12 protein-coding genes and 3 pseudogenes are annotated in these 26,521 nt (G+C 64.5%); 5 read left to right on the top strand and 10 right to left on the bottom strand.

Annotated elements, in window-relative coordinates; all coding sequences use genetic code 11:
• Positions 1–11 precede the first annotated feature (11 nt).
• Together PQQ53_RS06835 and PQQ53_RS06840 are read left to right on the top strand one after the other, a co-directional pair.
• Positions 12–1,106 (top strand): HAD family hydrolase, encoded by a 1,095-nt coding sequence (locus PQQ53_RS06835; RefSeq protein WP_408138616.1) that lies wholly within the window; start codon positions 12–14, stop codon positions 1,104–1,106.
• A gap of 45 nt (positions 1,107–1,151) precedes the next feature.
• Positions 1,152–2,438, top strand: coding sequence for an anaerobic sulfatase maturase (locus PQQ53_RS06840; RefSeq protein ID WP_408156851.1), 1,287 nt, complete (start codon positions 1,152–1,154; stop codon positions 2,436–2,438).
• 776 nt (positions 2,439–3,214) lie between these two features.
• Here PQQ53_RS06840 and PQQ53_RS06845 read toward each other — a convergent pair.
• The 9 genes and pseudogenes from PQQ53_RS06845 to PQQ53_RS06885 all read right to left on the bottom strand — a co-directional run bounded on the left by PQQ53_RS06845 (position 3,215) and on the right by PQQ53_RS06885 (position 23,966).
• Complete coding sequence (locus PQQ53_RS06845) at positions 3,215–4,036, bottom strand: MipA/OmpV family protein (RefSeq protein WP_408323525.1); 822 nt, start codon at positions 4,034–4,036, stop codon at positions 3,215–3,217.
• A 90-nt stretch (positions 4,037–4,126) separates the two neighbouring features.
• On the bottom strand, positions 4,127–6,226 hold the full coding sequence (locus PQQ53_RS06850; RefSeq protein WP_408323526.1) for a site-2 protease family protein: 2,100 nt from the start codon (positions 6,224–6,226) through the stop codon (positions 4,127–4,129).
• Positions 6,223–7,563, bottom strand: a complete 1,341-nt coding sequence (locus PQQ53_RS06855) for an efflux RND transporter periplasmic adaptor subunit (RefSeq protein ID WP_408323527.1) — start codon at positions 7,561–7,563, stop codon at positions 6,223–6,225. Before PQQ53_RS06855 ends, PQQ53_RS06850 begins: the two co-directional genes overlap by 4 nt.
• The gene (locus PQQ53_RS06860) at positions 7,560–8,339 is read right to left on the bottom strand and encodes an efflux RND transporter periplasmic adaptor subunit (protein WP_408138609.1); all 780 of its coding nucleotides are present in this window, start codon (positions 8,337–8,339) and stop codon (positions 7,560–7,562) included. The genes PQQ53_RS06855 and PQQ53_RS06860 overlap by 4 nt, the downstream gene beginning before the upstream one ends.
• Positions 8,317–10,008, bottom strand: a complete 1,692-nt coding sequence (locus PQQ53_RS06865) for a TolC family protein (protein WP_408156843.1) — start codon at positions 10,006–10,008, stop codon at positions 8,317–8,319. The genes PQQ53_RS06860 and PQQ53_RS06865 overlap by 23 nt, the downstream gene beginning before the upstream one ends.
• 49 nt (positions 10,009–10,057) lie before the next feature.
• Entirely contained in the window at positions 10,058–20,572 is a 10,515-nt protein-coding gene (locus PQQ53_RS06870) for a cadherin-like domain-containing protein (RefSeq protein ID WP_408323528.1), read from the bottom strand.
• A 543-nt stretch (positions 20,573–21,115) separates the two neighbouring features.
• Positions 21,116–22,663: a mechanosensitive ion channel family protein gene (locus PQQ53_RS06875; protein WP_408150643.1), complete on the bottom strand. Its 1,548-nt coding sequence runs from the start codon at positions 22,661–22,663 to the stop codon at positions 21,116–21,118.
• A gap of 379 nt (positions 22,664–23,042) precedes the next feature.
• Positions 23,043–23,318: pseudogene (locus PQQ53_RS06880) on the bottom strand (integrase); the annotation flags it as partial.
• 129 nt (positions 23,319–23,447) lie between these two features.
• The gene (locus PQQ53_RS06885) at positions 23,448–23,966 is read right to left on the bottom strand and encodes a hypothetical protein (RefSeq protein ID WP_408323537.1); all 519 of its coding nucleotides are present in this window, start codon (positions 23,964–23,966) and stop codon (positions 23,448–23,450) included.
• On the opposite strand from PQQ53_RS06885, the gene PQQ53_RS06890 reads away from it, so the two are divergent.
• Positions 23,913–24,230 (top strand): aconitase family protein, encoded by a 318-nt coding sequence (locus PQQ53_RS06890; RefSeq protein WP_408150649.1) that lies wholly within the window; start codon positions 23,913–23,915, stop codon positions 24,228–24,230. The two genes, PQQ53_RS06885 and PQQ53_RS06890, sit on opposite strands and share 54 nt — an antisense overlap.
• Here PQQ53_RS06890 and PQQ53_RS06895 read toward each other — a convergent pair.
• Positions 24,195–24,323 (bottom strand): annotated as a pseudogene (locus PQQ53_RS06895) (helix-turn-helix domain-containing protein); the annotation flags it as partial. The gene PQQ53_RS06890 and the pseudogene PQQ53_RS06895 sit on opposite strands and share 36 nt — an antisense overlap.
• Positions 24,324–24,582: 259 nt before the next feature.
• Between PQQ53_RS06895 and PQQ53_RS35065 the strand changes: the two are divergent.
• Positions 24,583–24,981, top strand: a pseudogene (locus PQQ53_RS35065) (IS6 family transposase); the annotation flags it as partial.
• Between the two features lie 489 nt (positions 24,982–25,470).
• Positions 25,471–25,959 carry an SRPBCC family protein gene (locus PQQ53_RS06905; protein ID WP_408323530.1) on the top strand — a complete coding sequence of 163 codons (489 nt, stop codon included), beginning with the start codon at positions 25,471–25,473 and terminating at the stop codon, positions 25,957–25,959.
• The last annotated feature ends 562 nt before the right edge of the window (positions 25,960–26,521 follow it).

The raw sequence follows: 26,521 nt of genomic DNA on the forward strand, positions 1-26,521 counted from the left end.
TGAGGGCAACAATGCGCTTCGTCGAACATCGGGTGGGGTCGCGGCGCGTGTTGCGTGCCCTTGGCGGGCTGATCGTATGCGTGGTGCTGGCCGCATGTGCCAGTCAAGATACGCCGTCGGCGGGAGGCTCGACTGCGGCTACGCAATCACAGGCGCTCGCCGCAGGGCCATCGGCGGCGGCGTTGCCTTCGTGGCGCGATGGCGACGCGCGCAGCGCGATTCTCAAGTTCATCGCCGACGTGACGCGCGAGGGTTCCTCGACCTACGTGCCGCGCGAGGCACGCATTGCCGTGTTTGACAACGACGGCACGCTGTGGAGCGAGCAGCCCATGCCGTTCCAGTTGTCGTTCATGATCGAGCAGGTGAAAGCCGCCGCGCCGCAGCACCCCGAGTGGCGGAACAATCCGGCCTACAAGGCGCTTCTGGCGAACGACACCGCCGCGCTCGCGCAGAACCGCAAGGCGTTTCTCCAACTGATCGCCGTGGCCAACAGCGGCATGAGCACGGACGAATACGACCGGTCGATCCGCAACTGGCTTGCCAGCGCAAAAGATCCGAGGTTCAACCGGCCCTATACCGAACTCGTGTACCAGCCACAACTCGAATTGCTCGATCTGCTGCGCGCAAACGGCTTCCAGGTCTGGATCGTTTCCGGTGGCACCGCTGAGTTCATGCGCGTATGGGCGACCGAAGCCTACGGCGTGCCGCCGCAACAGATAGTCGGCACCGAAGAGAAACTGAAGTACGAGGTGCGCGACGGCAAGCCGGTGCTGATGCGTCAACCCGGCTTCGATTTCGTCGACGATGGTCCAGGCAAGCCCGTCGGCATTGCGCGCGCGATTGGCAGGCGGCCGATTCTCGCCTTCGGCAATTCCGACGGCGATCGGGAAATGCTCGAATACACCGCGAGCGGCCCCGGCCGGACGCTTGCACTGCTTGTGCATCATGACGACGCCGAGCGTGAGTTCGCGTACGACCGGCAATCGTCATTGGCCCGGCTCGACAAGGCGTGGGACGAGGCCGTTGCGCGCGGCTGGGTCGTCGTTAGTATGAAGCGGGACTGGAACACGGTCTATCCCGCTCCGAAGACTGGCGGCGTGCAATGACAGGCCAGGCCAATCCCGCGCGAAGCCGATACCCGGAGACACCCGATGCACGATATCCATGACACGCTCGCTGAGCAGCCGGTGATCTTCTACCCGGCGCGGTCGTCTGAAACCGAGCCCGCTGCGCCCGAACAGAAAGGCCGCTTCCATGCGATGGCCAAGCCCATCGGCTCGACCTGCAATATCGACTGCACGTATTGCTACTACCTGCACAAGGAGCACCTGCTCGATCAGCATCGCGGCCGCCGGATGGAACCGTCGATGCTCGAGCGTTATATCCGGCAGTACATCGAGGCGCAGAACGGCGACGAGATCATTTTTTCGTGGCAAGGCGGCGAGCCGACCATGCTCGGTCTCGAGTTTTTCCGCGACATCGTCGAGATTCAGAAGCGGTATGCGCCGCGAAACCGCCGGATCTCGAACGACCTGCAGACCAACGGAACCTTGCTGAACGACGACTGGTGCCGGTTTCTCAAGGAGAACGACTTTCTGGTCGGCGTGAGCATAGACGGGCCTCGTGAACTGCATGATGCCTTTCGTCTGGACCGCAAGGGGCAGCCCACTTTCGACAACGTCATGCGCGGGATTGATCTGCTCCGCAAGCATGGTGTGAAATTCAACACGCTCACGGTCGTGAACCGCGTCAACGCGAAACGGCCTCTGGACGTCTATCGTTTTTTACGTAACGAACTGGGTTCGACGTACATCCAGTTCATCCCGTGTGTCGAGCCGAAGAATTTCCATAGCGTCGCTCCGCAGCACTGGCCGGCGGATTCGATGCCGATACTGGGAAGCGCCGCCGCGAGACCCGGCCAATCGGACTCGGTCGTGACGGACTGGTCCGTCGATCCCGACGATTGGGGTTATTTCCTGTCGCGCACCTTCGACGAGTGGTACAAAAAAGACGTGGGCCGTGTGCTGGTGAACCTGTTCGAAACCGCCGTCGTGCAAACAATGGGACGGCCCGCGCAAACGTGCGTGACGGCGGAATTCTGTGGCAAGGCACTGGCGATCGAGCACGACGGTGAAGTCTATTCCTGCGACCACTACGTGTATCCCGCCTATTCGTTGGGCAACATACGTACGACCCATCTCGGCGAAATGGCGTTTTCGAAGCGGCAGCAAGGCTTCGGCTACGCAAAGCGGGATTCCTTGCCTGCGTTCTGCCGCAACTGCAAGCACCTGAATCTGTGCTGGGGCGAGTGTCCGAAGAACCGTTTCGTGCGAAGCCCGGACGGGGAACCTGGGTTGAACTATCTCTGCTCGGGCATCCGCCGGTTTCATGACCATGCGGGCCCAGCGCTCAGGCAGTTGGCAAGGCGTTCCTCATGATTGGCCGAACAAGGACGTGGTGTCGGGCATTCCGGACAAGACTCTCCGTCAGGCGAGACCGTAACCTCATTCTTCTCCGGTGCCCAATCCGCGCTCGAATTCGGCAAGGCGTCCTGTTACCCGTTTCCCCCGCGCCATACGCTAACGCCTGGGGCTTTGCCCTTTTCCTGGAGGCCCGATGAACTCAAGTCTCGTAGAGGGCATAGCACTCGCATTGCGACACGTGGCGCGCAACCGGATTTTGTTGCCATACCCCCGCTTTCACTCAATGCTGCCAGCTCATATGCCGCTGTCGGTGCGATATGACTTGCTCGAGGCAGCGGCCGGAAGGCTTGAAGACCTGAAAGTCTGCGATTACGGCGTACTTCTTGCGCTGGATTGCGGAATGCCGGGGTCCGATTTTTTCCTCCGCTTCCGGAGACGGCGATTCGACGACTACGTTCAGGCGCTCGGGGATCCGCGATACGTTCGCCCGACACGCAAAAAGAAAGCGGCTCTCGTAGCGTTGGAGCGAGCACGCGTCTATCAGCATGTAGTGTATTGCACTGCGAACTGTCTTGAAGCGGAGAAAGTGTGACGGTTTCCGCGGCGACGCCGCATCGCATCCGCGCTAACGCTTTCGGGGATTGTTGCTGACCTGTTGTGACGGCTCGGCTTGCGCATGCAAGGAATTCTCGCTTCTTTGAAGCGGCAGCGCCCGTCGTTTCAGATACTCGTATTCATGGGCGTTCGAATGTCAGGAGAGGTTCGGTGAATTTTGGGTGAGTCTGGACACCTCACCGGAACGCATAGGCGATGCCGGCGCCGACTGTGACCTGATTTCTCGTTCCACGTTGGACGACGATGGGGCTATCAGCCGCCGGGCCGGTCAAACGCTGGTAAAAAATAAGCGCGCCCGCATACCACCTCGCGTTTATCTGGTAGACGCATGCAAGCCAGCTAGTAATCTGTTCGACTCCAGAAGATGGGCTGTATGCGGGCAACCCGCTGCGGGCAGAATCCTCATTGGTTACGCCGAAATAGGTCGTGTTGAAGCCACCGCTAGCCCAACTCGCGCCAAGCCCAACTCCCGTGTAAAACCGGGTCGACAGTGGGATCCACGCAGTGCCCGTCAGGGATACCCGTGCGCCAGTAAAGACAAAGCCCGCATTGGTGCTCACGGTTAGCTCCCCACGCAGGCGATAGGGGAATGCGCCGCTGTGAATGTACTCGTAGCCAGCGAATCCGCCGCCTTCGACGGTCGTAGGAATTGTGTGGATCTGGGACACGACAGGGTCGTCGACATCGTGGCGGCCAAGTCGCAACGAAAGCGCCGGTCCCCACTGGAAGCCCGTGCTGCTCCCGAAATTGAACTGCGCGTAAGGTCCGTACCATTCGAGCAGATGTCCGGAGGCGGTCGTGTATCGCAGTCCAGGTAATACGCCGATCACCCGTTCCTTGCCGCCGGCGTACTCTGTGGTCGTACCTATACCGCCGCCGAAGAAGTTGGGAAGCGAAGCAGGCAGATCAACCGGCCCGGCAATCACAGGATGGGCAACGCACGCGGTCAGCGCGACGAAGACGATGCGACAAATCTCGATCTTCTTTCTTTGACGCATAGCACCTCGGAGAGCCGGGACTTGCCGGGATAAACGGTGGACCTTGTCAATTTTGGATTGACCGCTGATCCGTCATGGCGGACGTGCTTCCTAAAACCCGCTCTGACGAATCAACGCCCCGATGAGATGCGTGCCGCCCTCGAACAGCAGACTTCGCCGGACCCCATCGATCTGCAACTGACCACGTGTTTCCCACAGCCCCGGCGGCGGCGCGTCGAGTTGCACGAGCACGTGGAATAGCGCGGGATTCGGGACCAGCACGTCGCGTTCGGTGGACACCGTGAGCGGGCCTTTGTAGCGCGAAGCGAGCATCGGATAGTCGAGCTGGCGCACGCGTGTGGTGTCGATGGCGAGTACGCGTCCGGCAATCGGCGTGACCTGCCCGACCGGATAGAAGCGCGCGCGGTTGCCTACAGCGATGCGTTGCACCGCCTCCTGCGTGACGAAAGCGTCCACTTGCCAGCTGCGCGGATCGATCAGCACGCCCACCGGTACTTTGGGATTGATCCATTGTCCGGCACGCCATTGTGGATCGACGTCCATCCAGCGGCCGGCGAACGGAGCGCGCAGTCGCAGGCGTGTGATCTCGGAGTGCGCCGCGGCCGCTTCCTCATACTGAACCCGCAGACGTTCGCGCACGGCCGTCTCCTGGTTGACGCCGTTCGCGTCGGCGATCAATCCCGCGAGACGCGCTTCGTAGCCTCGGATCCCGGCCTCGCTGCCGCGCATCTGGGCGGCGATATCGGGCTCGTCCATCTCCATCAATATCTCGTCAGGCTGCACCGTACCCGCGGGACGGATTGTCTGGATACGCGCAGGGAACGGCACGAACACGTGCAGCGCGTGCTCGGCGCGCGCGACGCCGTCCGCGTGAATCTGCGTGCGCCACGGCACCGCCAGCAGCACGAGCACACCGCCCGCGATCACACCGAGCAGGAGCTGGCGGCCATGGCGGACACGGTGACGATTGGCCCACCAGTAGCCAAGCTCGCGCCACACAGGCATGACGATGAACCAGCTCACCTCGACGACGAACAGCATGATGCCGAGCAGTTTGAAGAAGAAAAAGTAGACGGTGACGGCGATGCCCAGAAATAGCACGAGGCGATAAAGCCAGGTGACGAATTCAAACGCCACCAGCAGGCGGCGCTGTGTCGCGGTGAAGGGTTCGGGCCACGGGTCGTCGAGTCCGAGTATCGCGCGCCGCAGGCTGACCCGCGCGAGCGCGGAGGCCCGGGCATGCAGATTCGGAAAGTCGAGCAGATCGGACAGGATGAAATAGCCGTCGAAGCGCATGAACGGACTGGCGTTCAACGCGAGCGAGAGCACCCAGCTGGTCGTGGCGAGGTAGAGAAGCGCATTGCGCAGCGCGCCGGGGTCGGTCAACGCCCAACCCAGCGTCGACAGACCCGCGAGCGACAGTTCGCACAGAATGCCTGCTGACGCGATGGCGAGCCGTTGCCGCGAGCTGCGTAGCTTCCAGCTTTCGCCCGTGTCGGTGTAGAGCATGGGCCAGAGCACGACGAACGCTACGCCCATGTGCGCGACCTTCAGCCCGAGACGCGTCGCGACGATCGCATGCGCGAGTTCATGCAAGGTCTTCGCGACGATGATCGCAAGCGCGAAGCTCAGCATGCCGTCGACCGAAAACGATTCGACCACCGCCTTGGTGAAGACATCCCATTGCTGAAGCACCAGCACGATGCCCGTGAGGCTCGCCATGACGATGGCGATCGGCGTGAGGGGCGTGAAGAGCCAGTCGAGCTGCTTCGCGAGCACGGCGAGAAAGCGCTGCGGCCGCACGAGGGGAATGCGGAAGAACAGATAGTGATGCAGCCACCAGCGCCAGGTCAGCCAGCTCTGGGTGTGATAGCCGCGTTGCAGGTAAGCCATCATCTCGGGTGTCGGCTTGAGCAGCCCGTTTCGTTCGAGGAATGCGTGGAACGCGACGATCTGTTCGATCACAGGCCGAAGCGCGGTCTGTGCGGCAATGTCGCTGCAGATCTGCTGTGGCGGCTTGTCCCAGCGCAGCAGACATTCGAACTCCAGCCAGCCGATCCGGTAAAAGCGGTTCGCGACGATGTCCTGAATCACCCACGCAGGTTCGCCGTTTTTGCCCGGCGACGCTTCGCCTAGACGCAGGTCGTCACGCAGCGCGGGCGAGGGCACGCTGGGATCGATCGTGGTCATAGTCCCGCCCACGCGCGCAGCGTGGCCAGCGGCCGGCGCAGCAGGTAATACGCGAGACTGACCTTCTGTCCGTAAAGCTTGGCGGTGCCGTGCAGGCCGAGGCGTGCGTGGTCGTGTTCACCCTCGACGCTGGCGAGCAGCCGGTAGGCGACGATGTCGTCCTCGGTCGTGCGCGCTTCGTAGCTCGTTTCGATGATGCGGCCATGCAGCGGTGAGAGCGGCCACGCGCTCAGATACAGCGTGACCTCGGCGCCGGGATCGAGCGCGATGGCGTCGGCGGCGGCGAGGTGAATCAGAATCGCCGGTCTCGCCGGATCGGCCAGTTGCAGAATGCGCTCGCCCGTCACGACCGGTTTGCCGATCCAGTCGTTTGGATCACTGAATACGGCCACGCCGCTTTTCGGCGCGTAGACCCGCGTGCGCTGAAGCTGCGCCGTGACAGCGCCCAGTTCGGCGCGGCGCTGTTCGGCGACGCCGTTCAGTATGGTCAGTTCGTTCTTGCTTTGTGCGTTGTCGAAAGCGCGCTGGCTCGCGGCTGTCAGCTCCGCGTCGGCGACGGCGACCTGCCTGCGCAGCACGTCGACGCGGCTTCGCAACGACGTTTCGTCGAGCGAGAACAGCAGCGCGCCCGCGTCGACTCGCTGGTTCGGACGCACGGCGAGCGAGGCGATCACGCCGTCGATCGGTGAGCTGATGATGCGCGCGTCGCTCGACACGATCTCGGCCGGCGCCAGCACGGTTTGCCGCACGGGTATGAGCAACAGCAACGCGGCCGCCACACCCACGCCGATCAGTTGGCGGCGCGACGGCCGCCAGCCGGAGCGGATCGTGCGGCGCGAGAGCGCCCACCAGCAATATCCCCAGGTCCGCACGACACTGCCCAGCACGGACGCGAAGGCTTCCGTGGGCGGCTCGTCGAGCAGCATGAGCAGCAGTGCGAGCCGCTTTCCATTGGGCGCGTGCACCGGTACCGCCCAGACGCCGTTGGGCCACCATTCGGCCCAGCCGTCGGCGAGCTCAGGCGGCAGTTCGACGGCTTCACGGGCGAGCCAGCGCGGCTGCGCCGAGTCGAGTTGGGCGGCGGCCCAGGCGCTCGCGCGGTTGAGCCAGACGAGGTACGGCGAATCTTCCGTCGGCATCGCGAGACCGGACACGCACAGGAGTTCGCGGCGCTTACCGTAGTCCGCGAAGACCAATGCCTGGCGAAACGGCAGCACGGTGTGCAGATCGTTGGCCATCGTGAACGCGAGCGCGTTGATCGACTCGGCGGCCATCGCGCGCTCGCGCAGCGCGTCGAGGTACAGCAGCAGTGCGGACTGGGGTGTTGGCGCGTTCATTGACTGGCCGGAATTCGCGCGATGCCGCTCATGCCCGCCACGAGATCCGGCGGGGTGCCGTCGAACTGCGCTTCGAGTTCAACCGTTTGCGCGACCGCGTCGACGCGCGAGTTGACCGCGCTCACGTGGGCCGGATACGTCTTGCCCGTCTCGTGGATGGTGATCTCCAGGCGGCTGCCCGAGCGAAGTTTGACCAGCAGCGCGGATGGCACGTTCAGGCGCACCTTGAGCGCGCCGTCGCCGACCACATCGACGATCGGCGTACCGGCGCTGACGGTCTGATAGGGCTTCACGTAGACCTTGGCGATGCGTCCGCTGAACGGCGCGACGACCTGGCAATAGCCGAGCTGGGCCTTCGACAGCGACAGCGCGCCTTTGGCTTTTTCGACATCCGTCGACGCCATCGCGACCTCGATGTCACCCGCAGCCTTGAGATCGCGCAGGCTGCGCTTGGCCGTGAGATTCTGGCTCGCCATGTTCAGCTCCGCCTTCGCGACGTTGGCGCGGGCCTGCACTTCGGCGCAGTTCATCTGGGCGATCACTGCACTCTTCGCGATCGGCTTGCCGAGCGAGGCGCGCAACTCGGTGATGGTGCCGTTCATCTCGCTGGATAGCGTGGTTTCGAGGTTCGGCGCGAGCAGCACGCGGATCGCGTTGGGGTCGTCGAGCGGGTCGGCGTTGCCGGCAGGTTTCGCGGCATGCGCCGAACTCAGCGCGAGCATCAGGAGCGCGGCCACGAGCCGCGCGCCGCGTTCACTGCACGAAAGTCGTCGCATTGGGTGCTCCGGCGGGATGGGCAAGAAGAGGCTGCGGCGCGGCGGCTGCTGCCGCCGCGCTGGACGTGGTCGGTACCGCCGAGCGCGCGGCCGTTGCGTCCTGTCCCGCGGGCGGCTGCGCTTGCCCGAACGGCGCGAGCGGTGCCGCCGAATCCGGTGCGGGCAACCTCGGCAGATACTCCTCCTGGCGCGCCATCGTGCGCTTGATCTCCTGAGCGAGCGTCTCGACGTCGTCCTTCGCGATGGCGTCGGGCATGACGTCATAGCCGAGCGAGTTGTAGAGCCGGCCCCAGGCGGCCTGCGCGTCGGAATAAGCCGCCTCGCGCTGATAGCGCGATAGCAGGTAGCGTCCCTCCGCGCGGATCACTTCGAGTTCGGAGCCGAGCGACGTCGTGTGCGCGGCATTCGCGTAGTTGAGCAGGTCCTTGTCGACGCGCAGGCTGTCGTTGGCGAAATCGAGTTCCTGGGTCGCGAGCCGGTAGCGCAGCGAGCCGATCCGCACCTGCGTGAGAATCGCCATCGACAGCGCGAGGCGCCGCATGTCATCGGTTTGCTGCTGTGATTGCGCCTGCTCGTTCAGCGCGGGCAATTGCAGCAGACGGAACAGGTTCAGCGACACGCGCACGCCGATCGCGGCCCAGTAGTTGTTGTAGAGGTACGTGTTGGAGTCGTAATTCACATTCATATCGATGCCGACGTTCGGCCACAACTGAGCCTTCGCGATCTTGATGTCGTTCTCGTTGACCCGCTTGCGATACCACTCCTCCATGATTTCCGGCCGGTTCTGCAAGGCGATCAGTTCGAGCGTCGGTTGGGGCATCGACAAAGGCGGCAGTGGCAACGTGCCTTCCTGGGTATCGGCGAGCACGAGCGGCGTGCCGGGCGGCAGCGAGATCAGCGCGGCCAGCTCGGCCTGCGCGAACTCCAGATCCTGGCGGCGCACGGTCAGCAGCGAAATGGAATCGAGCAACGCGCGCTGATACGCGAGGATGTCCTGGCGCGGCATCAGTCCTTTGTCCTCGGCCTCGCGCGCTTCGTGCAAGGCGGCCTGGGTGCGCTCGATGAGCTTGTCGACTTCCGGCTTCAGGCGCTGCGCGGAGAGGGCCCGCCAGTAGGCATTGCGCACGTCCTGCAGCACGTTCTGCGCAACTTTGCGGCGGCGTTCTTCAGCCATCAGCATCTGATCGGAGCGCTGCTGGGTACGGTAGTACGCCATGCCGAAGTCGATCAGGTTCCAGGTGGCCCCCAGTCCGACCACCGCGTGATAGCGCTGTTCGGAGGTCGACGGACGCAAGCTGATCTGGCGGTCCTCGATGCCGATCGACGTGCCGCCGGAATCGTTGCTGCGCTGCGAATAGCCCGCCGACGCCACCAGTTGCGGCAGCAGCGCATTCGTCGAGACGTCGCGCAGATTGGAGGCGAGCGCGCTTTCCAGCAGCTTGAGCCGATAGTCGAGGTTGTACTTGAGCGCACGCGCGGCGGCTTCGTAAAACGTAATGGGCGCGGTGACCGGTTCCTGGGCGTCGTACATGGCGATCTGGTCATCGACCACACGCTGGCGAATCTGGTCGTGCGTCGCGGGCTGAGGTTCGAGCGACTTGCAGCCCGTGAGAACCGTCAACGTGCAGGCTAGCGTGGCTCCGACAATCTGCGCCTGATGTTTTTGCATGGAAAAGGTCCTTGTGGTCCCCGTGGTCCTTGTCGTTCTTCTGCGAGGGCTAGCGTTCATCCGCGTTGGCGCGCGCGCCGTGCAGGGTGGGCGATCTCGACGCCACGGCTTGCAATTGCGACGCGAAAGCCTGCGCGGTTTTCGGCGTTTCCTTCTCGGAGGGAGGATGCATGCCGCCCGTCATGTGCGGCGCGAGCGCCGCGAACACGGACGGATCGGACAGCAAGCCATCCGAGTCGAGACTGATGCGGCCGTGCCGGCCGAAAATCCACGCGCGGTCGAAGGCGCTTTCAAGCTGACTGTCCCGGACCACGTTGCTCACGAACTGGTCGGGTTGGAGTTCAGGCATGACGCGCGAGGAAAACGGGTTGGTGTCGGCGGTGAGCGGCCAGCCGATTTCGCTGCCGTCCGCTTCACGCGACACGACGCGCTCACGCACGGCATTCGCCTCGACGACGGGCGTCACGAAGACGACGGGGACGAGGTCCGGTTGCTGAAAGTGGGTGTTGGCCGTGGTCGCATCCGTGGCCCAGTGCGGGCCATAGCCTGTCGGCGGAATATAGGGCGACGAGATGTCGAGATGGATCGTCAACTGGGCTTGCGCGGTCGCGCCGGCCGTGTCGCTCACGGTATAGGTGAAGACGTCCTGCAGCACCTGACCGAGCCCGGCCGCGGCCAGCACCTGCGGATTCGTCAGGTCGATCGAATAGGTGTAGCTGCCGTCCGCGTTCAGATTGAGGGTGCCGTAGCGGCCCGCGAGCGCATGTCCCGGCGTAGCGGCGGCGCCGGCTTCCGTGGCCGTGCCGGCGTGAACGCCGACCACGCTGAGATGGTCGTTCGCATCGACGTCGCCGTCGTTCGTCAGCACGTTGCCGCTGGTTTGCGGTGCGCTTACCTGGTCGCTCGCGGTGCTGCTGTCGTCGTGCGGAGCGGGGGTGTCGTCGGCGCCGTGGATCGTGACGGTCAGCGTAGCCTGTGCCGTCGCGCCGGCGGTATCGCGCATGCGATACACGAACACCTCGGTCAGCGTTTCGTTGCTAGTGCGCAGGGCCTGCACGGCGGCGTTGGCGTTGTCGACAACGTAGTCGTAGCCGCCGTTCGCGTTGAGCACGAGCTGGCCGTAGCGGCCGGTCAGTGCCGTCCCTGCCGACACGGTGGCGCCCGCTTCGCTCGACACATCGACGACCTGTTTCGTTTCGCCGTTCGCGACGCTGTCGACATCGGTGTCGTTGGCGAGGACGTTACCGCTTGCGTCGCGCCCCGGCGTGCCGTTGTTCGTGCCGCCGGCCTCCAGTGCTGTGCCTGCGTCGTCGTGCGCAACGGGGCTGTCGTTCTGTCCGCCGATCGTGATGCGCAGCGTCGCGGTGCCCTGCTGGGCGAACGTGTCGGCGACCGTATAGGCGAACACGTCCTGGAGCGTCTGGCCGCTGGTGCGCAGCGCCTCGACAGCGGGCAGCGTGTTGTCCACCGTGTAATGCCAGCTGCCGTCGGCGTTGAGCGTCAGGACGCCGTACGCGCCCTGCAGCGTGGTGCCTGCTGTGCCCGTGGTGCTGCCGGCCGCCGACGCATCGCCGGTTTGCACGGCAACGACGTGCAGCGGGTCGCCGTCCGCGTCGGTGTCGTTGGCGAGCACGTTGCCCGAAGGATCGGTGCCCGGCGTCGCGTTGTTCAGGCCACCGGCTTCGACGGCGGTGGCCGCGTCGTCGTGGCCGACCGGCGCGTCGTCGCGTCCGCGCAGCAGGATCGTGAGCTGGGCCGCGGCCGATTGGCCGCCGCGGTCGGTTGCCTGATAGGTGAACGCGTCGGTGAGGAACTGCAAGGGCCCAAGCGCGATCACCGTCGGGTTGGTCGTATCGACCACGTACTGGTAAGTGCCGTTGGCGCCGATGATCAGATCACCGAACTGTCCATGAATCGTGGTGGCGTTCGAGGCGCTGCTGCTGCCCGCCGCGATCGCCGTCAGCGCGCCGCCGGCAGCCGTACCGCCCGCGCGCACGCCGGTTGCGGTGAGCACGTCGTTGGCGTCCACATCGGTATCGTTGACGAGCACGTTGCCGGTGGGATTGACGGCGTTGCCGTGGCCGTTGTCCGCGGCCGCGAGTGCCACGTCGTTCTGCGGCGTCGGCGCGTCCCACGCCCCCTGGATCTGCACACTCAGCTGCGCGGTATCGCTCGCGCCTGCCGCGTCGTGCATCCGGTACGTGAAGGACTCCGACACGCTCTGGCCCGGCGTCAACGCCTGCACGGCGGCGAGGCTGTTGTCGACCGCATAGGTGAAGGTGCCGTCCGGGTTGATCGTGAGTGTGCCGTAGGTGCCCGCGATCGATGTCGCGCCGCTCACGGCGGCGATTGTTCCGCCCGCGGCTTCGGGGCCGGCTCGCGCGCCGTCCACGGTCCTGGTATCGCCTGCGTCCACGTCCGTGTCGTTGGTCAGCACGTTGCCGGTGGGATCGATGCCCGCTGTGCCGTTCGCTGTGCCGCCTGCTTCGACCGCTGTTGCCGTATTGTTTTGCGCGACGGGCGCGTCGTTCTGGCCGGTTATCACGATGTCGAGTTCGGCCGGGGCGCTCGCGCCGTGCGGGTCGGACACCGTGTAGGTGAAGCGTTCGGTCAACAGGTCGGTGGAGAGCCGCAGCGCCTGCACGGCGGCGTTGCTGTTGTCGACGATGTATTGCCAGCTGCCGTTCGCGTTGAGCGTCAGGCTGCCGAACGCGCCCTGAATCGACTGGCCGGGCGTGCCGGCGGTGCCGGTGCCCGTCGATGCGCCGGTGCGGATGCCCGTCACCGTGAGCGCATCGCTGTCGGGGTCGCTGTCATTGGTCAGCACGTTGCCCGTGGGATTGATGCCGGGCGTCGCGTTGGCCACGCCGCCGGCCTCGACGGCGTGGCCGGTGTCGAGCTGCGGCGTGGGCGCATCGTTCACACCGGTCACCGTAATGACCAGTTGCGCCTGATCGGTCAGGCCGCTCGTATCGACGAGCTGGTACGTGAAGGTCTCGGTCAGGGTCGCGCCCGCCGCCAGCGCGCGCACGGCGGCATTGTTGCTGTCCACGGCGTAGTCGTACGAGCCGTCCGCGCCGATGTGCAACGTGCCATAGCTGCCCGCGAGGGTCGTGCCGCTCGCCGCGTTCGTGCCGGTTGCCACCGCCGTGAGGGTGCCGCCGGCCGTTTCGAGTCCTGTGCGAATGCCGCCGACCCGCAGCAACGTGTTCGGATTGTCGGTATGGTCGACGTCCGTGTCGATCCCGTTGCCGCCCGGCTGCGTGGCCGCGCCCGGCCGGCTCGCCTGGGTGATCAGGTTGCCGGTCGCGTCGACGGGGTTCACGCCGAGGCTCGCGGAGCCGGCACTCGCCGTGCCGGCATCGTTGCTCGCGACCGGGTTGTCGTTCGCGCCGTGGACTTCGATTCGCAGTTGCGCGAGATCGCTCAGTCCGCCCGCGTCCGTGGCCTGATAGGTGAAGGTTTCGATGAGCGGGGCGTCGGTGGGCACGAGCGCCTGGACCTGAGCGTTATTGTTGTCGATCACATAGCGCCAGGAGCCGTCCGCGCCAATCGTCAGCGTGCCGTACGTGCCCGCGATCTGCGTGCCGTTGCTGCTCGACGTGCCCGCCGTCACCACGGTCAGCGGGCTGTCCACGGTGATCTCCGGCTCGTTCGTGATGCCCGTTACCCGGTGGGTCTCGCCGTTGGCGGCACTGTCGACGTCGGTGTCGTTGGTGAGCACGTTGCCCGTGCCGTCGCTGCCCGGTGTGCCATTCGCGACGCCGCCCGCCTCGGTGGCCGAGCCGGTGTCGTTGACGCCGACCGGCGTGTCGTTCGCGCCGTGAATCGTGATCGTGAGGGTCGTGCTCGCGCTGGCGTTCGCGCTGTCGAAGACCACGTAGGTGAACTGCTCGGTCAGCGTCTGGCCGGACAGCCGCAGCGCCTCGACGGCGGCATTGCTGTTATCCACGATGTACTGATAGCCGCCGTTCGCGCCCAGGCTCAGGGTGCCGTAAAGGCCAGCGATCACGCCGCGTCCGGTGGTCGGCAGCGCAATGGTGGTGCCGCTCTGATTGGTGACCTGCACGGCGCGCAACGCGTCGCCGTTGGTGGCGATGTCGACGTCGGTGTCGTTGTTGAGCACGTTGCCGGTCGGATCGACGCCCGGTTGCTGGTTGCCATTGCCGCCGGCCTCGGTCGCGCTTGCCGTATCGGCGAGCGCGACGGGCGCGTCGTTCACGGCGATCACCGTGATGGCCAACGTGCTGGTGGTCACGCGCGCGTCGCTCGTCTGGCCGGGGGTGCCGTTGCCGTCGAAGTCGCCGAAGTTGCCGAGGTCGTTGGTGCTGATGGTCAGCGTGTCGGGCCCGTTGAAATTCGCGTTGCCGAGATATTGCAGGTTCGCGAGCGCGCTGTTCAGCCCGGCGAGTGTGCCGGTCAGCGTGAGCGTCGCGGTGTTTTCGCCCGAGTCGGTCACGCCCGCAGGCAGCGTGGTCAGCGAGAGCGTGCCGTGCAGCGCGCTCAGCGTGACCTGGAGATTGCGGCTGCCCGCGTCCACGTCGCCCACGGTGATGCCCGCGAGGCTGAACGCCGTATCTTCGAGCCCGCTCGGCGGCGCGGACGGCAGCGTGTTGACCGGCGCGTCGTTCTGCTCGACATAGCCGGCGTCGGCGGCTGCCGTGCCGCCATCCGCGAGCGTGATGCCGATCGTGCCGAGCGCCGTGGACGCGTCGCTGTCGATGCGCACCGCCAGCGTGCCCACGGGTTGCGGATAGGTCAGCGTGCCGGTCGGCGTCTGGATCTGATAGACGCCGACGGGGAGCACGCCGAACTCGTAGTGGCCGCTTGCGTCGGTGGTGGCGCTGAACGTCAGGTTGTCCGCGGTGGTGCTCAGGTTGCCGTCGACGCCCGCCCACGTGAGCGTGACGGTCTGGCCCGCGAGTCCGGGGCCGTCCGGCGTCGCCGATGTCGTTGCCGATGCGGTGTCGTCCCAGAGCGTACCGCTGATCACGCCGAGCCCTGCCGCGTCGTTGCGCACGTAGGTATTGGGCGCCGTGCCCGCGCCGGTGCGCTCGCCGTCCGCCGATCCCGCGCTGCCGACGCCCGAACCACCCCAGCTCGTGAAGCTGTCGGGCAGGCTGGTCCATGTGAGCGTCGCGTTGGTCGGCGCCACGGCGACGGTGTTCGGCGCGTCGGCCGAATAGAACACCTGCACCTGACTGCCCGCGTCGAGCTTCCCGAAGGTGAGCCGCAGACCATTGCTCATATCCACCGCCGCGCCGATGGACGCCAGTTGAGTGCCCGTATAGCTGACGTTGTTGACGACGACATGATCGAATGTGTAGCCGGATGCGCCCGTGAAGCTGTCGGTCAGCACGACGTCATAGGCGGCGGAGGTGCCGTTCTGGGTGAAGGCGATATCGACGTCCGCCGTGCCGAGACCCGCGCTCGCGCTGACCGGATCAAAGCTGTAGATCTGCTTTTGCAGGCCCGAGAAGTTCGGCTCGACGATGTCTTCGCGCACCGTGGTCGAAGCCGAAAGCGGCGTCGTGCCGGAAAGATCGATGGCCGACACCGCAAGCGTGGCGCCGCTTGCATTGGACGTCTGGTTGAGCACCCGCGCGCTGAATTCGAGCGAGATGCCTTCGAAGTCCGCGTCGTTGTCCGGGTTGACGATGTTGCCGAGATGGAACGTGAGGATCTGGTTGCCGCTCGCATCGGTCGTGACGGCGATCTCTGCCGGATTGAGCACGCCCGTCGGCGCTGCGCCGGAGAGGTCGGTGGGAATCGGCAGCGCCTCGGCACTGAACTGGTTGCCGCTCACGTTGAGCGTGCCGCTCGTGACGAGGTTGGTGATGTCGGTCTGAATGCCGTTGTTCGAGATGAACACGATGCGCACCGAGCCGTCGTTGATGAACGCAAGCCCGTTCGCCAGCGTGACCTGCACCGCGTAGTCGTTGGCGCTGCCTTCAGCCACCAGCGAGACCACCCGGTAGCGGATCACTTCGCCGATCGTCACGCTCTCGTCGGGTCCATTCGTCGGCGAGGACGCAGGCGTATCCGACAGGCCGCCCACGCGCGAAATCTCGACGATCTGCGCGACCGGTACGGTCACGACGTTGCTCGTCTGATAGTCGTTGAGCGTGCCGCCGTTGAGCGGACCGTCCAGGCCCGTGCGTTCGCCGGCCGGATCGGCGGCGCCCGTGGTCGTGCCGTTCAGGCTGCTCCAGTCGATGGTCGCGGTATTGTCGAACGAGGGCACGCTGGCCGCCGAAGCGAGCACCGTGCCCGACACGCGGATCGTGATGCTGCCGCCTTTGGCGATGTCGATATTGGCGCCGCTTGCCGTGCGCAACTGGCCGTTCACCAGTTCGAAGTCCGGGCCGCCGTTGTTGGTCGCGCCGCTCTGATAGGTCACACCGAGCACGCTCAGACCGGTGAGTTGCGCGGGCAGCGAATCGCGAAAGCCGATGTCGAACGCGTCGAAGTCGGTGGCCGACGCGCCGTTGCTGATCGTGATGTCGTATTCGACCGTGTCGCCTTCGTCGACGCCAAGCGTGGGCAGCGCAGGCGTTGCCTGCGTCACCTGGAGCGTCGGCTCGCGAATCACGATGGTGGGCGCGGCGCCGCTCTGCGCGACGGTGCGATCGAGCGCCGCTGTGCCGTTGGGCGTGTCGCCGTCCGGGTCGCTGTAGGTCAGCTGTCCCGGGTTGGCGAGCGTTACACCAGCCTGATTGCCGGCCGTATTGCTCGCCACCAGATGTACGCGGATCACGAACGAATTGTTGCCGGCCACATTGTCGGCGGTGGCGCCGGACGCCGAGAAGGTCCAGCGCGCGCCCGCGCCGTCCGTGCCCAGTTGGCCCGATAACGCGGCGAGGCTGGCGACGGTCGCCGTGCCGTTGAAGTTCGCGCCGAGCGCGCTGCTGCCCGCTGTCGTCGTGATGATCTCGTAGCCGAGGCCGCCGTTGAAACTCGTGTCGAGATGCAGGCCCGCAGGGATCAGATCGTCGACGCGCAGGTTGCCGGTCCCGCCTTCGGGCAACGTGACGACGATGTCGTAGGTCATGCCTTCGCCCACGACCAGGTCGCTGCCGGTGGTATGCGTCGCCGACGAATCGCCGTCGCTGAGCGCGCCGCCGCCGTATTCCACGCTGACGGTGGGCGCGGCGATCTGCTCGTTGGCGGTGTCGGTCAGGTCGGTCGGCGTGAAGTCGGTGCCGCCTTCGATGCTCGCGTAGTGCGTGAGCGCCGCGCTGGTTTGCAGCGTGCTGCCGGCGGCAATGCTGCTGATGACCGTCGCGTCGTAGCTGATCACGATCACGTTCGAGCCCGCCTGGTCCGCCGCGGTGCCGGCCCGTCCGGCGAGCAGCGTCGCGCTGGCGCCCGCGTCGAGGAAAGTGATCGTGTTGCCGCTCACGCTGTAGTCGACACCTTGCGTGAGCAGCGTGCTGTCGCCGCGATAGATCGAGAGGTTGGCCGCCGCGAGACTGCCGCCGGAGAATTGCAGACCGCCCGGCAAGGTCACGGTGGTGGACACGTCGAATGCGCCGCCGCCGCCGGTATTCTTGATCGCGGTGGCGAGACGCAGCGCGTCGCCCGCGTCGATGCCGCTCAGGTCGCCGTTTACCGCATCCACGTCCGTCACCGAGCCCGTGAAAGGCACGCCAGCGCTGCCCGGCGCGCTCCAGGTGCCGGTCGTGCCGGTGATGGTCCCCGCGCTGCTGGAGACGACGCCCTGCCGGACGTCGAGCACCGGTTCGGCGACGGAGGCGACCACCGCCACATCGGATGAGACGAGCGGCGTGTGGTTGATCGTCGTGACCTGATTCGACTGGGCCAGCACGTCGAACGGACGGTGGTCGGCGAAAGGCTGATCGCCGACGCGCATCGTAAAGACAATCTGGATCGTGCTGCCGCCCACGGAGGGCGTCGCGAAGCTGCCGAAGTTGAACACGACCGCATTGCCGCTGCCCTCGGACACGCTCACGAGACCGCCCGCGTTCGTGTTGAGCGCGCCATACGACCACTGGCCGACGCCGCTGCCCTGGGTCCAGTTGATACCCGACGCATTCAGCAGCGGCAACGGCAGATACGCCGCGAGCGAGAACTGTTCGTAGTCGCCGGTCACGAGGTTGTACGTGAGGCTGAACGACACCACGTCGCCGGGATTCAGTTCGCCGCTCGCGGGCGGTGTTGCCGAGTTGACCGACACCAGTTCGATATCCACATGACCGGCCGGGACGGTGCTGCTTGTCGACGAATCGTCGCTCACCGAGCCGCCCGTCAGATTGAGGCGGTCGACGAGCAGGGTCGCCGCGACGGTGGCGTGATTGCCGAACGAGTCGCCTTCGTTGATCTCGCTCTGGGTATAGCTCGTGGCGTAGCGTTGGCCGACTACGGCGAGATAGCCGATGCTGGCCGTAGTCGCGCCCTGCAATGTGCCATTGGAGGCGAGGTCGCCCGCCAGCGCGCCGGGCTGCAACACGCTGGCGGCCGCGATCGACGCGCCCACGTCGAAGGTCAGCGTGGTCGTGCCGTCCGCGTTGACGGTGCTGCTGTAGACGAGCGCGACCGTATGCGCGACGCCGTCCTGGTTGTACGTGATGGTGGGCGTTCCCGTTAACGTCTGGCCGTCGCCCAGCTGGTCGGTGACGACGAACTGGCCCGCGCCGAGCTGCGTCTTACCCATCGCGAAGTAGTCGGACAGGTCGACATTCAGCGTGTAGCCGAGCGTATCGCCGGGTGTCACGCCGGCCGTGCCGGTATCGGTCTGCTCGGCCACCTGTTTTTCGAGCGTGGCGACTTTCGCGACAAAGGTGGTCCCGGTGCCATCAGCCGTACCGGAAAACGCGACGCTCGTATTGGGCGGCGTGAGATCGCGCGGGTCGAGCGGCACCCACTGGCCGCTGCCCGACGCCGTGCCGAACGCGATGGTGACGGGCGCGCCCGTCGTCGGGTCGATCACGTTCGCGCCTGAGGCGTCGGCCTGCGGCACGTAGAAGCTGAGCACCGTATCGGCCGAGCCGGTGAGCGTTGCGTACTGCACCGAATACGAGCGGATGAAAATGTTGTCGGCGTTGATCGCGGCCGTGATCAGCAAGGGATCGGTGAGCACCGAGCCGTCCTGCAAGGTCAGCGAGACGATCGTGCCGCCCGCGCCCGGCGTGATGGCCGTCACCTGCACGTTGGCGGGCACGTCCTGGTTGATGACGACGTTCGTCAGCGTCTGTCCCGCCGCGGCCGTCGCGGTGACCGTCTCCGTGTGCACGTAGTTCGGTCCGGTGGCCGTTTCGTTCTCCGGCATGTTGACCGTCTGCGTGAGCGATACCACCGTCGGATGCACGACGAGATCGTGCAGCGACGACTCGACGAGCGTCGGGTCGGTCGTGGGATTGTCGAGCGAATCGTTGCCGAACTCGAAGCCGCCGCGCGCCTGGATCGTCAGGTCGGGGCTGCTGTCGGAGAACGCCGTGTCGGCGAGGTTGCTCAACTGCGCGGTCACCTGCACCGTGACAGCCGGTTGCGCCTGCGACACGCTCGCAAAGGGCAACTCGAGTACCACCAGTTCGTCGCCGGGGCGCAACCCGTATGCGGCGGCGTTGATCGTCAGCGCATTGCCGCTGGCGTCCTTCGCCAGCGGATGCACCGCGTTGCCGTTCGCGTCGAACGTGATCGTGAAGGTGGTCACGACCTGGCCGAGGTAGCTCGCCGAAAGGAAAGTCACGCCGTCGTTGCCGTCCTTGCCGGTCGCGGGGATCAGCAGGTCGACGTAGGGCGCGTAGCCTACCTGGGCTGAGCTGTTCGACAAGGAGACATTGAAGGTGAACTGATTGCCGAGCAGCACGTCCTGCCCGGACGCCGACAGGACGACCGTGGGGCTCGCATCGGCAAGCAGGCTGTCGTAATGGGCGAGGGTGTCACTGCTCAGCGCGATCGGCTTGTCGAGCGTGCCGCTCGTCACTTCGAGCGTCCAGTCGCCGCCGAGTGCGGCACTCCCCGTCGCATTGCTCGACGCGCCGACGGTCGCGCCCGTGAGGCCTGCAAGCGTCTGCACGAGGGCCTTGCCGCTATCGCCCGCGCCGATGCCGCAGCCGTAGAGTTCGATGTCCGCGTCGCCGCTCAGATGCCCGCGCCACGCGCCGAGCGCGCCGGCGATCTGGGATAGCGACGCGCTCGTGTAGATGTCGTTCCCGAGCGTGAACTGGCCCGCCGCGCCGTGCGAGAAGATCTGGATCGAGTCGGCTTTGCCCATGCCCGCGAGCGCGGCCGAGATGGCCGCGATGGCGTCCTGTCCGGGCTGAATCACGAGCACCTGGGTGCCGGGCTGCGGTTGCGCCGTCAGTTCATCGCCGTTCTCGACGCGGCTATCGACCACCACGAGATTGTGCGGCGTAACGGGCGCCGCTGCGGCCGGTGCCGCGGACGGTGGCGGCGCGGCAGGGGCGGTTGCGGCGCTGCGCGCGTCGGGAGGCGGGGCGGGTTCGGCGGTTGCGGGGGCGTGCGCGGAATCGGAATGATGCTGATGGTCGGCGGCGGCCGCCGCGGCTCCATCGAACAGGATGCGTTGTTCCAGAGCCAATGCCTGGCTGCGCGGTCGCAAATAGCGAGCAATATTCAACGGACTACTCGTATCGGCCATTGTTCGCCTCGCGTCGGGTTGCGCGTGTTAATCCGGTTAAAACGATTAAACCGGGAATCAAGGCGGTGTGAATCGGCCAGATATTCCGGTTTATATTGCCGAATCTGTTGCCGTGGTATTAATTGCCGCATCACGGCGGAACCACGTGCGTGTCATCTTGAGCCAAACGTTTTGCACGAACCTGTCTGCAAAACTCGCTATAGCTTCATCCTCGCGACGTGAATGCCGGATAGATCATGATTAATGCCGACTACGTCGCGGAATCCTTTATGCAGTCGGTTGGTGAAGCGCGTCCGGCACTTTGATGCGATAGCGAAATACGATTAATCTGTCATTCACGTTATAGACGATCTTTCATATGGAATGCGAACGTGAAGTGCTTTAATACATCTTCGCATAACTGATCATCCACGGCTGCGCCACTCCGAAAGCCGTGTCCCTGTTTTCCATTCCGCATTCGCTTTGACATCCGCTCCTCCCGTTTCACGTCGAGCTGAACGGCGGCGTCGACTTCGATATCGCCTGCGCGCTGCTCGATTCGCCCGGCGAGGCCGCCGGCGCCGCATACCAGCCGTCGCGCGGAACGACGACGTTGGTGGCGGGCTGGTTCATGAAGTGCGGCGACATGATCTGCACGTCGTATTCGTTGAACACGTCGACGATATGGCTGTGCAGCTCGCTCAGAATGACGGGGCGCAGGTTGGGGTTCGCCACGGCCACGTGCAGGTCGTACTCGATATAGAAGTCGGATAGCGCGCGCTGCAAAACGAACGGCGGCGGGGTGTCGAGCGTGTGTCGGGTGCGCGCCGCGGCAAGCGCCAGCATCACCTGCACCTGCCGCCACGGGGTGTCGTAGCCGATCGTCACCGAAGCCGTCAGGAAGGCGGCCGGCTTGCCCTCATGGTTCGAATAGTTGCAGACCACCGAGCCCACGACGACCGCGTTAGGAATCGTCACTTCCTCCTGGCGCACGTTCGTCAGCTTGACCGACAGCGTGTCCACGCTCACCACCGTGCCTGTCAGATCGCCGATCTTGACGAAGTCGCCCTTGTGGAACGCGCGGCTATAGGTGACGACGATGCCACTCATCAACTGGTTCACGATCCCGGCCGAGCCCAGCGAGACCATCAGACCGAGCAGCACGCTCAAGCCCTTGAAGACATCGCTTTGCGCGCCCGGCAGATACGGATACGCGAAGGTCAGCGCCAGCGCCCACACGACGATGCTGACGATGCGGCGCGTAGCGTCGGCGGTATCCGCATAGAGGCCTGGGATCGTCAGATTGCGCTGCTGCACCGCACGAAAGACATTGTCGAGCAGATTCTGCAGCGCACGCGTGAGCAGAAAAATGACGACCACCGTGATGATTCCGGGGATCGCGTTGACGACCGCGGAGGCAATGTCGTTGGCGAGCGCCCAGAGAAAGCCGCTTAGCCGCATGCCCATTGGTTCCGACGCAGGGAACCGCTCCAGCACGACGATCAGATAGAGGTAAATGAGCGCGGCGGCGAGAAAGAGCGACATCAGTTGCACGATCTGTCGCGCGAGGTGGAAGGCGGAGCCGGTCCAGTCGAAGCTCTTTGCCGTGCGCCGCAGGACATGGGCTTCGACCGCATACTGGATGCGCGCCTGGAGCCACGTTTGCATACGGCCGATCAGCCAGAGCGCCGCGACGAGAACGACCGTGGCCACCACCGAATACAGAATGCCGCGGACGATGTTCGGCCAGTGCAATTGCGCGCGGCGCGCGGCCAGCGCGGTATCGAGCCGGGCCTGCGTTTCGGCGGCGATGTCGTCGAGCGGGCGAGTGTCGGCAGGATCGACGTCGTCCTGCAGGAGCGCGAAGAGGATGTGATCGCCGCGCCGGAAGATGACGCCCCGTTGCTCGCCGAGCGAGCCGTGGACCGTTTGGGTTGGCAATTCGAGCGTGCGCTCCGAGAGTCCTTCGAGTACCGCCTGGGTGCGCCGCACGCGCTGCGCTGGCGTGGCGCCGCTGAGACTCGCGCGGAACGTGGCAATGGGGCGGTCCATGAGCGTGAGCTCAGCGGTCGTCGTGTCCGTCGCGTTCGTTGCTGAAGGCGCGCTGGCTTGTGCTTGTGCGTCGGCGGCACCCAGCAAAATCGAAACCATAACAAGCATGGCGCCTACAATGCCCTGAAATGCCCGCACCATGAACTTGCGCAGGAAGGCTTGTACGGCCGGACATGCAAGGCCATGCCGTACCTCTCCTGAGGACCTACGCCACGCTGAAGCGCTTGCCGTCATTTGCCTGGGCCTCCTATGCTCAATACGGTCGAGCAAAAACACATGCAAGGCCGATAGCTTTCTCGTCCGAAACGGAGCTTAGTTGACCGGGTCGGTTGCTGTCACTAGGGGAAAGGGGAAAAGCACTTGCCCGGGAGGGCAATTCAATTTTGATGCCGGCGAATGGATGGGCCAGCACATAGCATTGCTCGATGAGCCAGCGGAACAGCGCAGGCAGCACCGACAGGGAGTAGGCCGCCGAGCGCGGCGACAGGCCGTGTGCGAACGGGCGCCATCCGGCAGAGCGGCGCGAGCAGGGTTGTCCGGTCCAGCGCCCGCGAGGTGCCGGTCGCCGCAGGAAGGCACGGTAGCCAACGGCGTCATCGGCCGTAAGCGATGACAGCGGCGGCTGCCGTTCAACGATGGCCCACAGGAGGGTTCTGGTGCAAATAGAAAAGCAGGTTGAGAAGTTGTCTATAGGAAGGATAACTTGTCGAATGGAACGGACCGCATTCCATACAGCGACGCAGTGGCCTCCTTGAGGCCGAGCTCCGCGAGATCGAACTGGCTCTCATTGCGGGTCATCAGTTCGTTTTGCTCCGACAACGCTAACCGATTCACCGACCCTATTTGCAACAGAGCCCAGATATTGAGGGTTCGATGAACAGGCCATGTCCCCTCCGCGAACAGCAAGGCAGCGCAGACCGGCCCCGCTGTTCCTCATTTGACGGAAAGAAACCCGATCGGGTAATCCACTTCTCGCTTTGGCCGAGCCATGAAGTTTCATCGCGTCGTCGAGACCGCCGACATTGATGATTATCGTCATCGCGATTGGCGATGGTGCCTTTCCAAAAGACCACGAATGAACCGGCGTGCCTGATGCATGATGCTTCCACACCAGAATCAATTGCGAAACCGCATGGCCGTGTTTACCACGGTCGATAAATTGACGGAGTGAGACGAAGCAATGCAATTCGACCAAGCCATGAGTGGTCCGCAAACCCTTTACGACAAGATCTGGGACGCTCACCGGGTCATGACGCGTGACGATGGACAGGACCTGCTGTTCATAGACCGGCATTTCATTCACGACGTCACTACACAATCGTTCGACATGTTGCGTGAGCGTGGACTCAAACCGCGCTCACCCGAGCGTATCTTCGGCACGGCCGACCACTACGTTTCCAGCACCGCGAACGATCTGGCGTCCGTGGCAGATCCCGAGCGGCGAGGCATGATCACGGCTTTGCAACGTGATGCCGCTCAGTCGCGCATCACGCTGTTCGACATGGATGACTCGCGGCGTGGAATCGTCCATGTCCTCAAGATGAGATATGCGCTTGCTGAGCGCTGAAGGCGCGATGTTTTCGGCTTCTGCCACGCGGGCAATACTGCCGTGCTCGCAGACGGCAACGAACAGTTTCAGCGACTGGAAATCGAAACGCATTGAGTCTCCGGAAGCGCGGTATTCTCGCCGCGCTGTACTTTCTCGTGGCGGAAAGGGAGTATGCACGGGGGCGGACGCGAGTGCAAAAATTTAAGCCGCTCGCTCGATACGCGCCGCTATACCGCTAGTGTATTTTTACATGGGCTGAGCGTGATGGGCGACCGGACATACGTCCGCCAGCATCAAATGGAAAGTCATACCCTTAACGGTATTGTCAACTTGCGGTCAGCGTGGCGTGGATGCGCCGATAATGTTGGCCATGAAACCAGCGATCCAACAGAACCCACCTGTCGCCGACAAACCGCTGTCCTATGCGGGCTATCGCTTCCCACCCGACGTGATCAGCTACGCGGTGTGGCTGTACTACCGTTTCCCGCTGAGTCTGCGCATGGTCGAGGAACTGCTGGCCGCGCGCGGGATTGAACTCACGTATGAGACCGTGCGGCGCTGGTCGGTGAAGTTCGGGCGGGGCATTGCCCGGCGTATCCGGTCCACCGCCTTGGCGTGAGGCGACAAGTGGCACCTCGACGAAGTGGTCGTCGCGATCAACGGGAAGAAGCATTGGTTGTAGCGTGCGGTGGACCGGCATGGCGCGGTGCTTGACGTGCGGGTGCAAAGCCGGCGCGACCGACAGCAGGAGCGCTCCTCGCGCAGAAGACCGCGCTGCAGATCGCAGCCAAAACGCAGATCGTAGCGCGCCTGACGGTCGAGGAGCCTATAAAAACGGCCCTTGCCAGCACGGGGATTCGAATGACGGTAACGGGATAGGAAGATGCCGCAGGTGCTGAGACCATGCTCGGCTCGACGGGGCAAGATGCTGCCGCGCCGTGACAGACGCAGCGGAGGGGATGCGGCGAGCAGTCTCTCTTGGAATCGACGCGGCATAGTTGCGAGCGCTGATGACAGGTGCAGACGGGCCGAGCAACCGCCACTCGTGGCCGTCAGACTGAAGGGCAGTTGTGGGGCGAGATGGTTAAAAAGCTCCCCGCCGTCGGTTCTCGTGTACGGACGGGCCGACTCTGTCCTGCGTTTTCTTGCAGACAGTTCGACGAGATATCGAGAAGTGAAAAGGCGGTGCTGTTTCACCTATGCAAGTGCAGTGAGCATCTGACAAAATCTCAAGGAAAATAGTAAGAACGGAGGCAACTTGCGGACGGTCGAATACCGCTTTTCCACTATCTGGCGCATCGATGCGCCAGTGCAGGAAGTCTGGGCGGCAATCAAGGATTCGGCGCGCTGGCCCGAGTGGTGGAATAACGTCGAGCGCGTCGACCAGCTAGAAGCAGGTTCAGACGAGGGCGTGGGGGTCGTACAACGCTATACGTGGAAGGGCTGGTTGCCCTATCGCCTTGTATTCGACATGCGGGTGACGCGCGTCGACCCGTTGGTCGCGCTCGAGGGGCGAGCGAGTGGCGACGTCGAAGGGGCCGGCCGGTGGAGCTTTACGACCGTCGGACGCAACCTTACCGTTGTCCGCTATGACTGGTGCGTGCATACGAACCGCGCATGGATGAATGTATTGGCGCCGTTGTTGCGACCGGTTTTCCAGTGGAACCACAATGCGGTGATGCGCGAAGGCGGCGCGGCGCTAGCGCGGCGGCTGGACGCGCGTCTGCTTGGCGTCGAGCACGGATGAAGTCTGCGCGGCAATGGATTGAACTCGCTGTAGCGTCTACCCACCTTCGATCGTACCTCCTTGCATCGACGCAGGATGCGCTACTGCCGTTGACCCCAGGCGGCGTCGGATGCGATGTGCCATCGGTGGCAGTTCGGCGATCCAGTCCCCGCAAGCGCCCTTTGTTCCATCGCCCGGGCGACCCGCGCCATCCTGGCCTGGTATGCGCGAATCAGTATTCGTAAATCGTCAAGGAGCGGCCGCAGGCGCGTTGATTGGCTTCTGACCGGCTGCTTTTTGTTGAGCGTTCTGCAGATTCTGTGGATAGTTTGTTTGATTGCCTGCCGGGTTATAGCCGTTCTTTGCGAGTGTGCTCAGCTCAGCGTTCTTTTTTGCGCGATGCGCTTTGCGAGCGGCCTTTTTTTACGCCTTCAATTCCTGCTTTGACATAGCGTTATCGCTAGCGCCGGTGTCGATTGTCGCCGCATGAGCCGGCGAAAACGAAAGGGAGAGGAGACCCAGAGCCATGCCTGCTGAAACAGCAAAGGCGCGCAGTTGTGTGACCTTCATACGTATCTCCGTA

This window comes from Paraburkholderia strydomiana, assembly GCF_046030495.1.
Lineage (GTDB): Bacteria > Pseudomonadota > Gammaproteobacteria > Burkholderiales > Burkholderiaceae > Paraburkholderia > Paraburkholderia strydomiana_A.

Coding starts and splice junctions, on each gene's coding strand:
- PQQ53_RS06890 (WP_408150649.1), top strand. CDS start 23,913: ATGACGCGTGACGATGGACAGGACCTGCTGTTCATAGACCGGCATTTC.
- PQQ53_RS06855 (WP_408323527.1), bottom strand. CDS start 7,563: ATGAACGCGCCAACACCCCAGTCCGCACTGCTGCTGTACCTCGACGCG.
- PQQ53_RS06850 (WP_408323526.1), bottom strand. CDS start 6,226: ATGACCACGATCGATCCCAGCGTGCCCTCGCCCGCGCTGCGTGACGAC.
- PQQ53_RS06865 (WP_408156843.1), bottom strand. CDS start 10,008: ATGCAAAAACATCAGGCGCAGATTGTCGGAGCCACGCTAGCCTGCACG.
- PQQ53_RS06835 (WP_408138616.1), top strand. CDS start 12: ATGCGCTTCGTCGAACATCGGGTGGGGTCGCGGCGCGTGTTGCGTGCC.
- PQQ53_RS06875 (WP_408150643.1), bottom strand. CDS start 22,663: ATGGACCGCCCCATTGCCACGTTCCGCGCGAGTCTCAGCGGCGCCACG.
- PQQ53_RS06845 (WP_408323525.1), bottom strand. CDS start 4,036: ATGCGTCAAAGAAAGAAGATCGAGATTTGTCGCATCGTCTTCGTCGCG.
- PQQ53_RS06840 (WP_408156851.1), top strand. CDS start 1,152: ATGCACGATATCCATGACACGCTCGCTGAGCAGCCGGTGATCTTCTAC.
- PQQ53_RS06860 (WP_408138609.1), bottom strand. CDS start 8,339: ATGCGACGACTTTCGTGCAGTGAACGCGGCGCGCGGCTCGTGGCCGCG.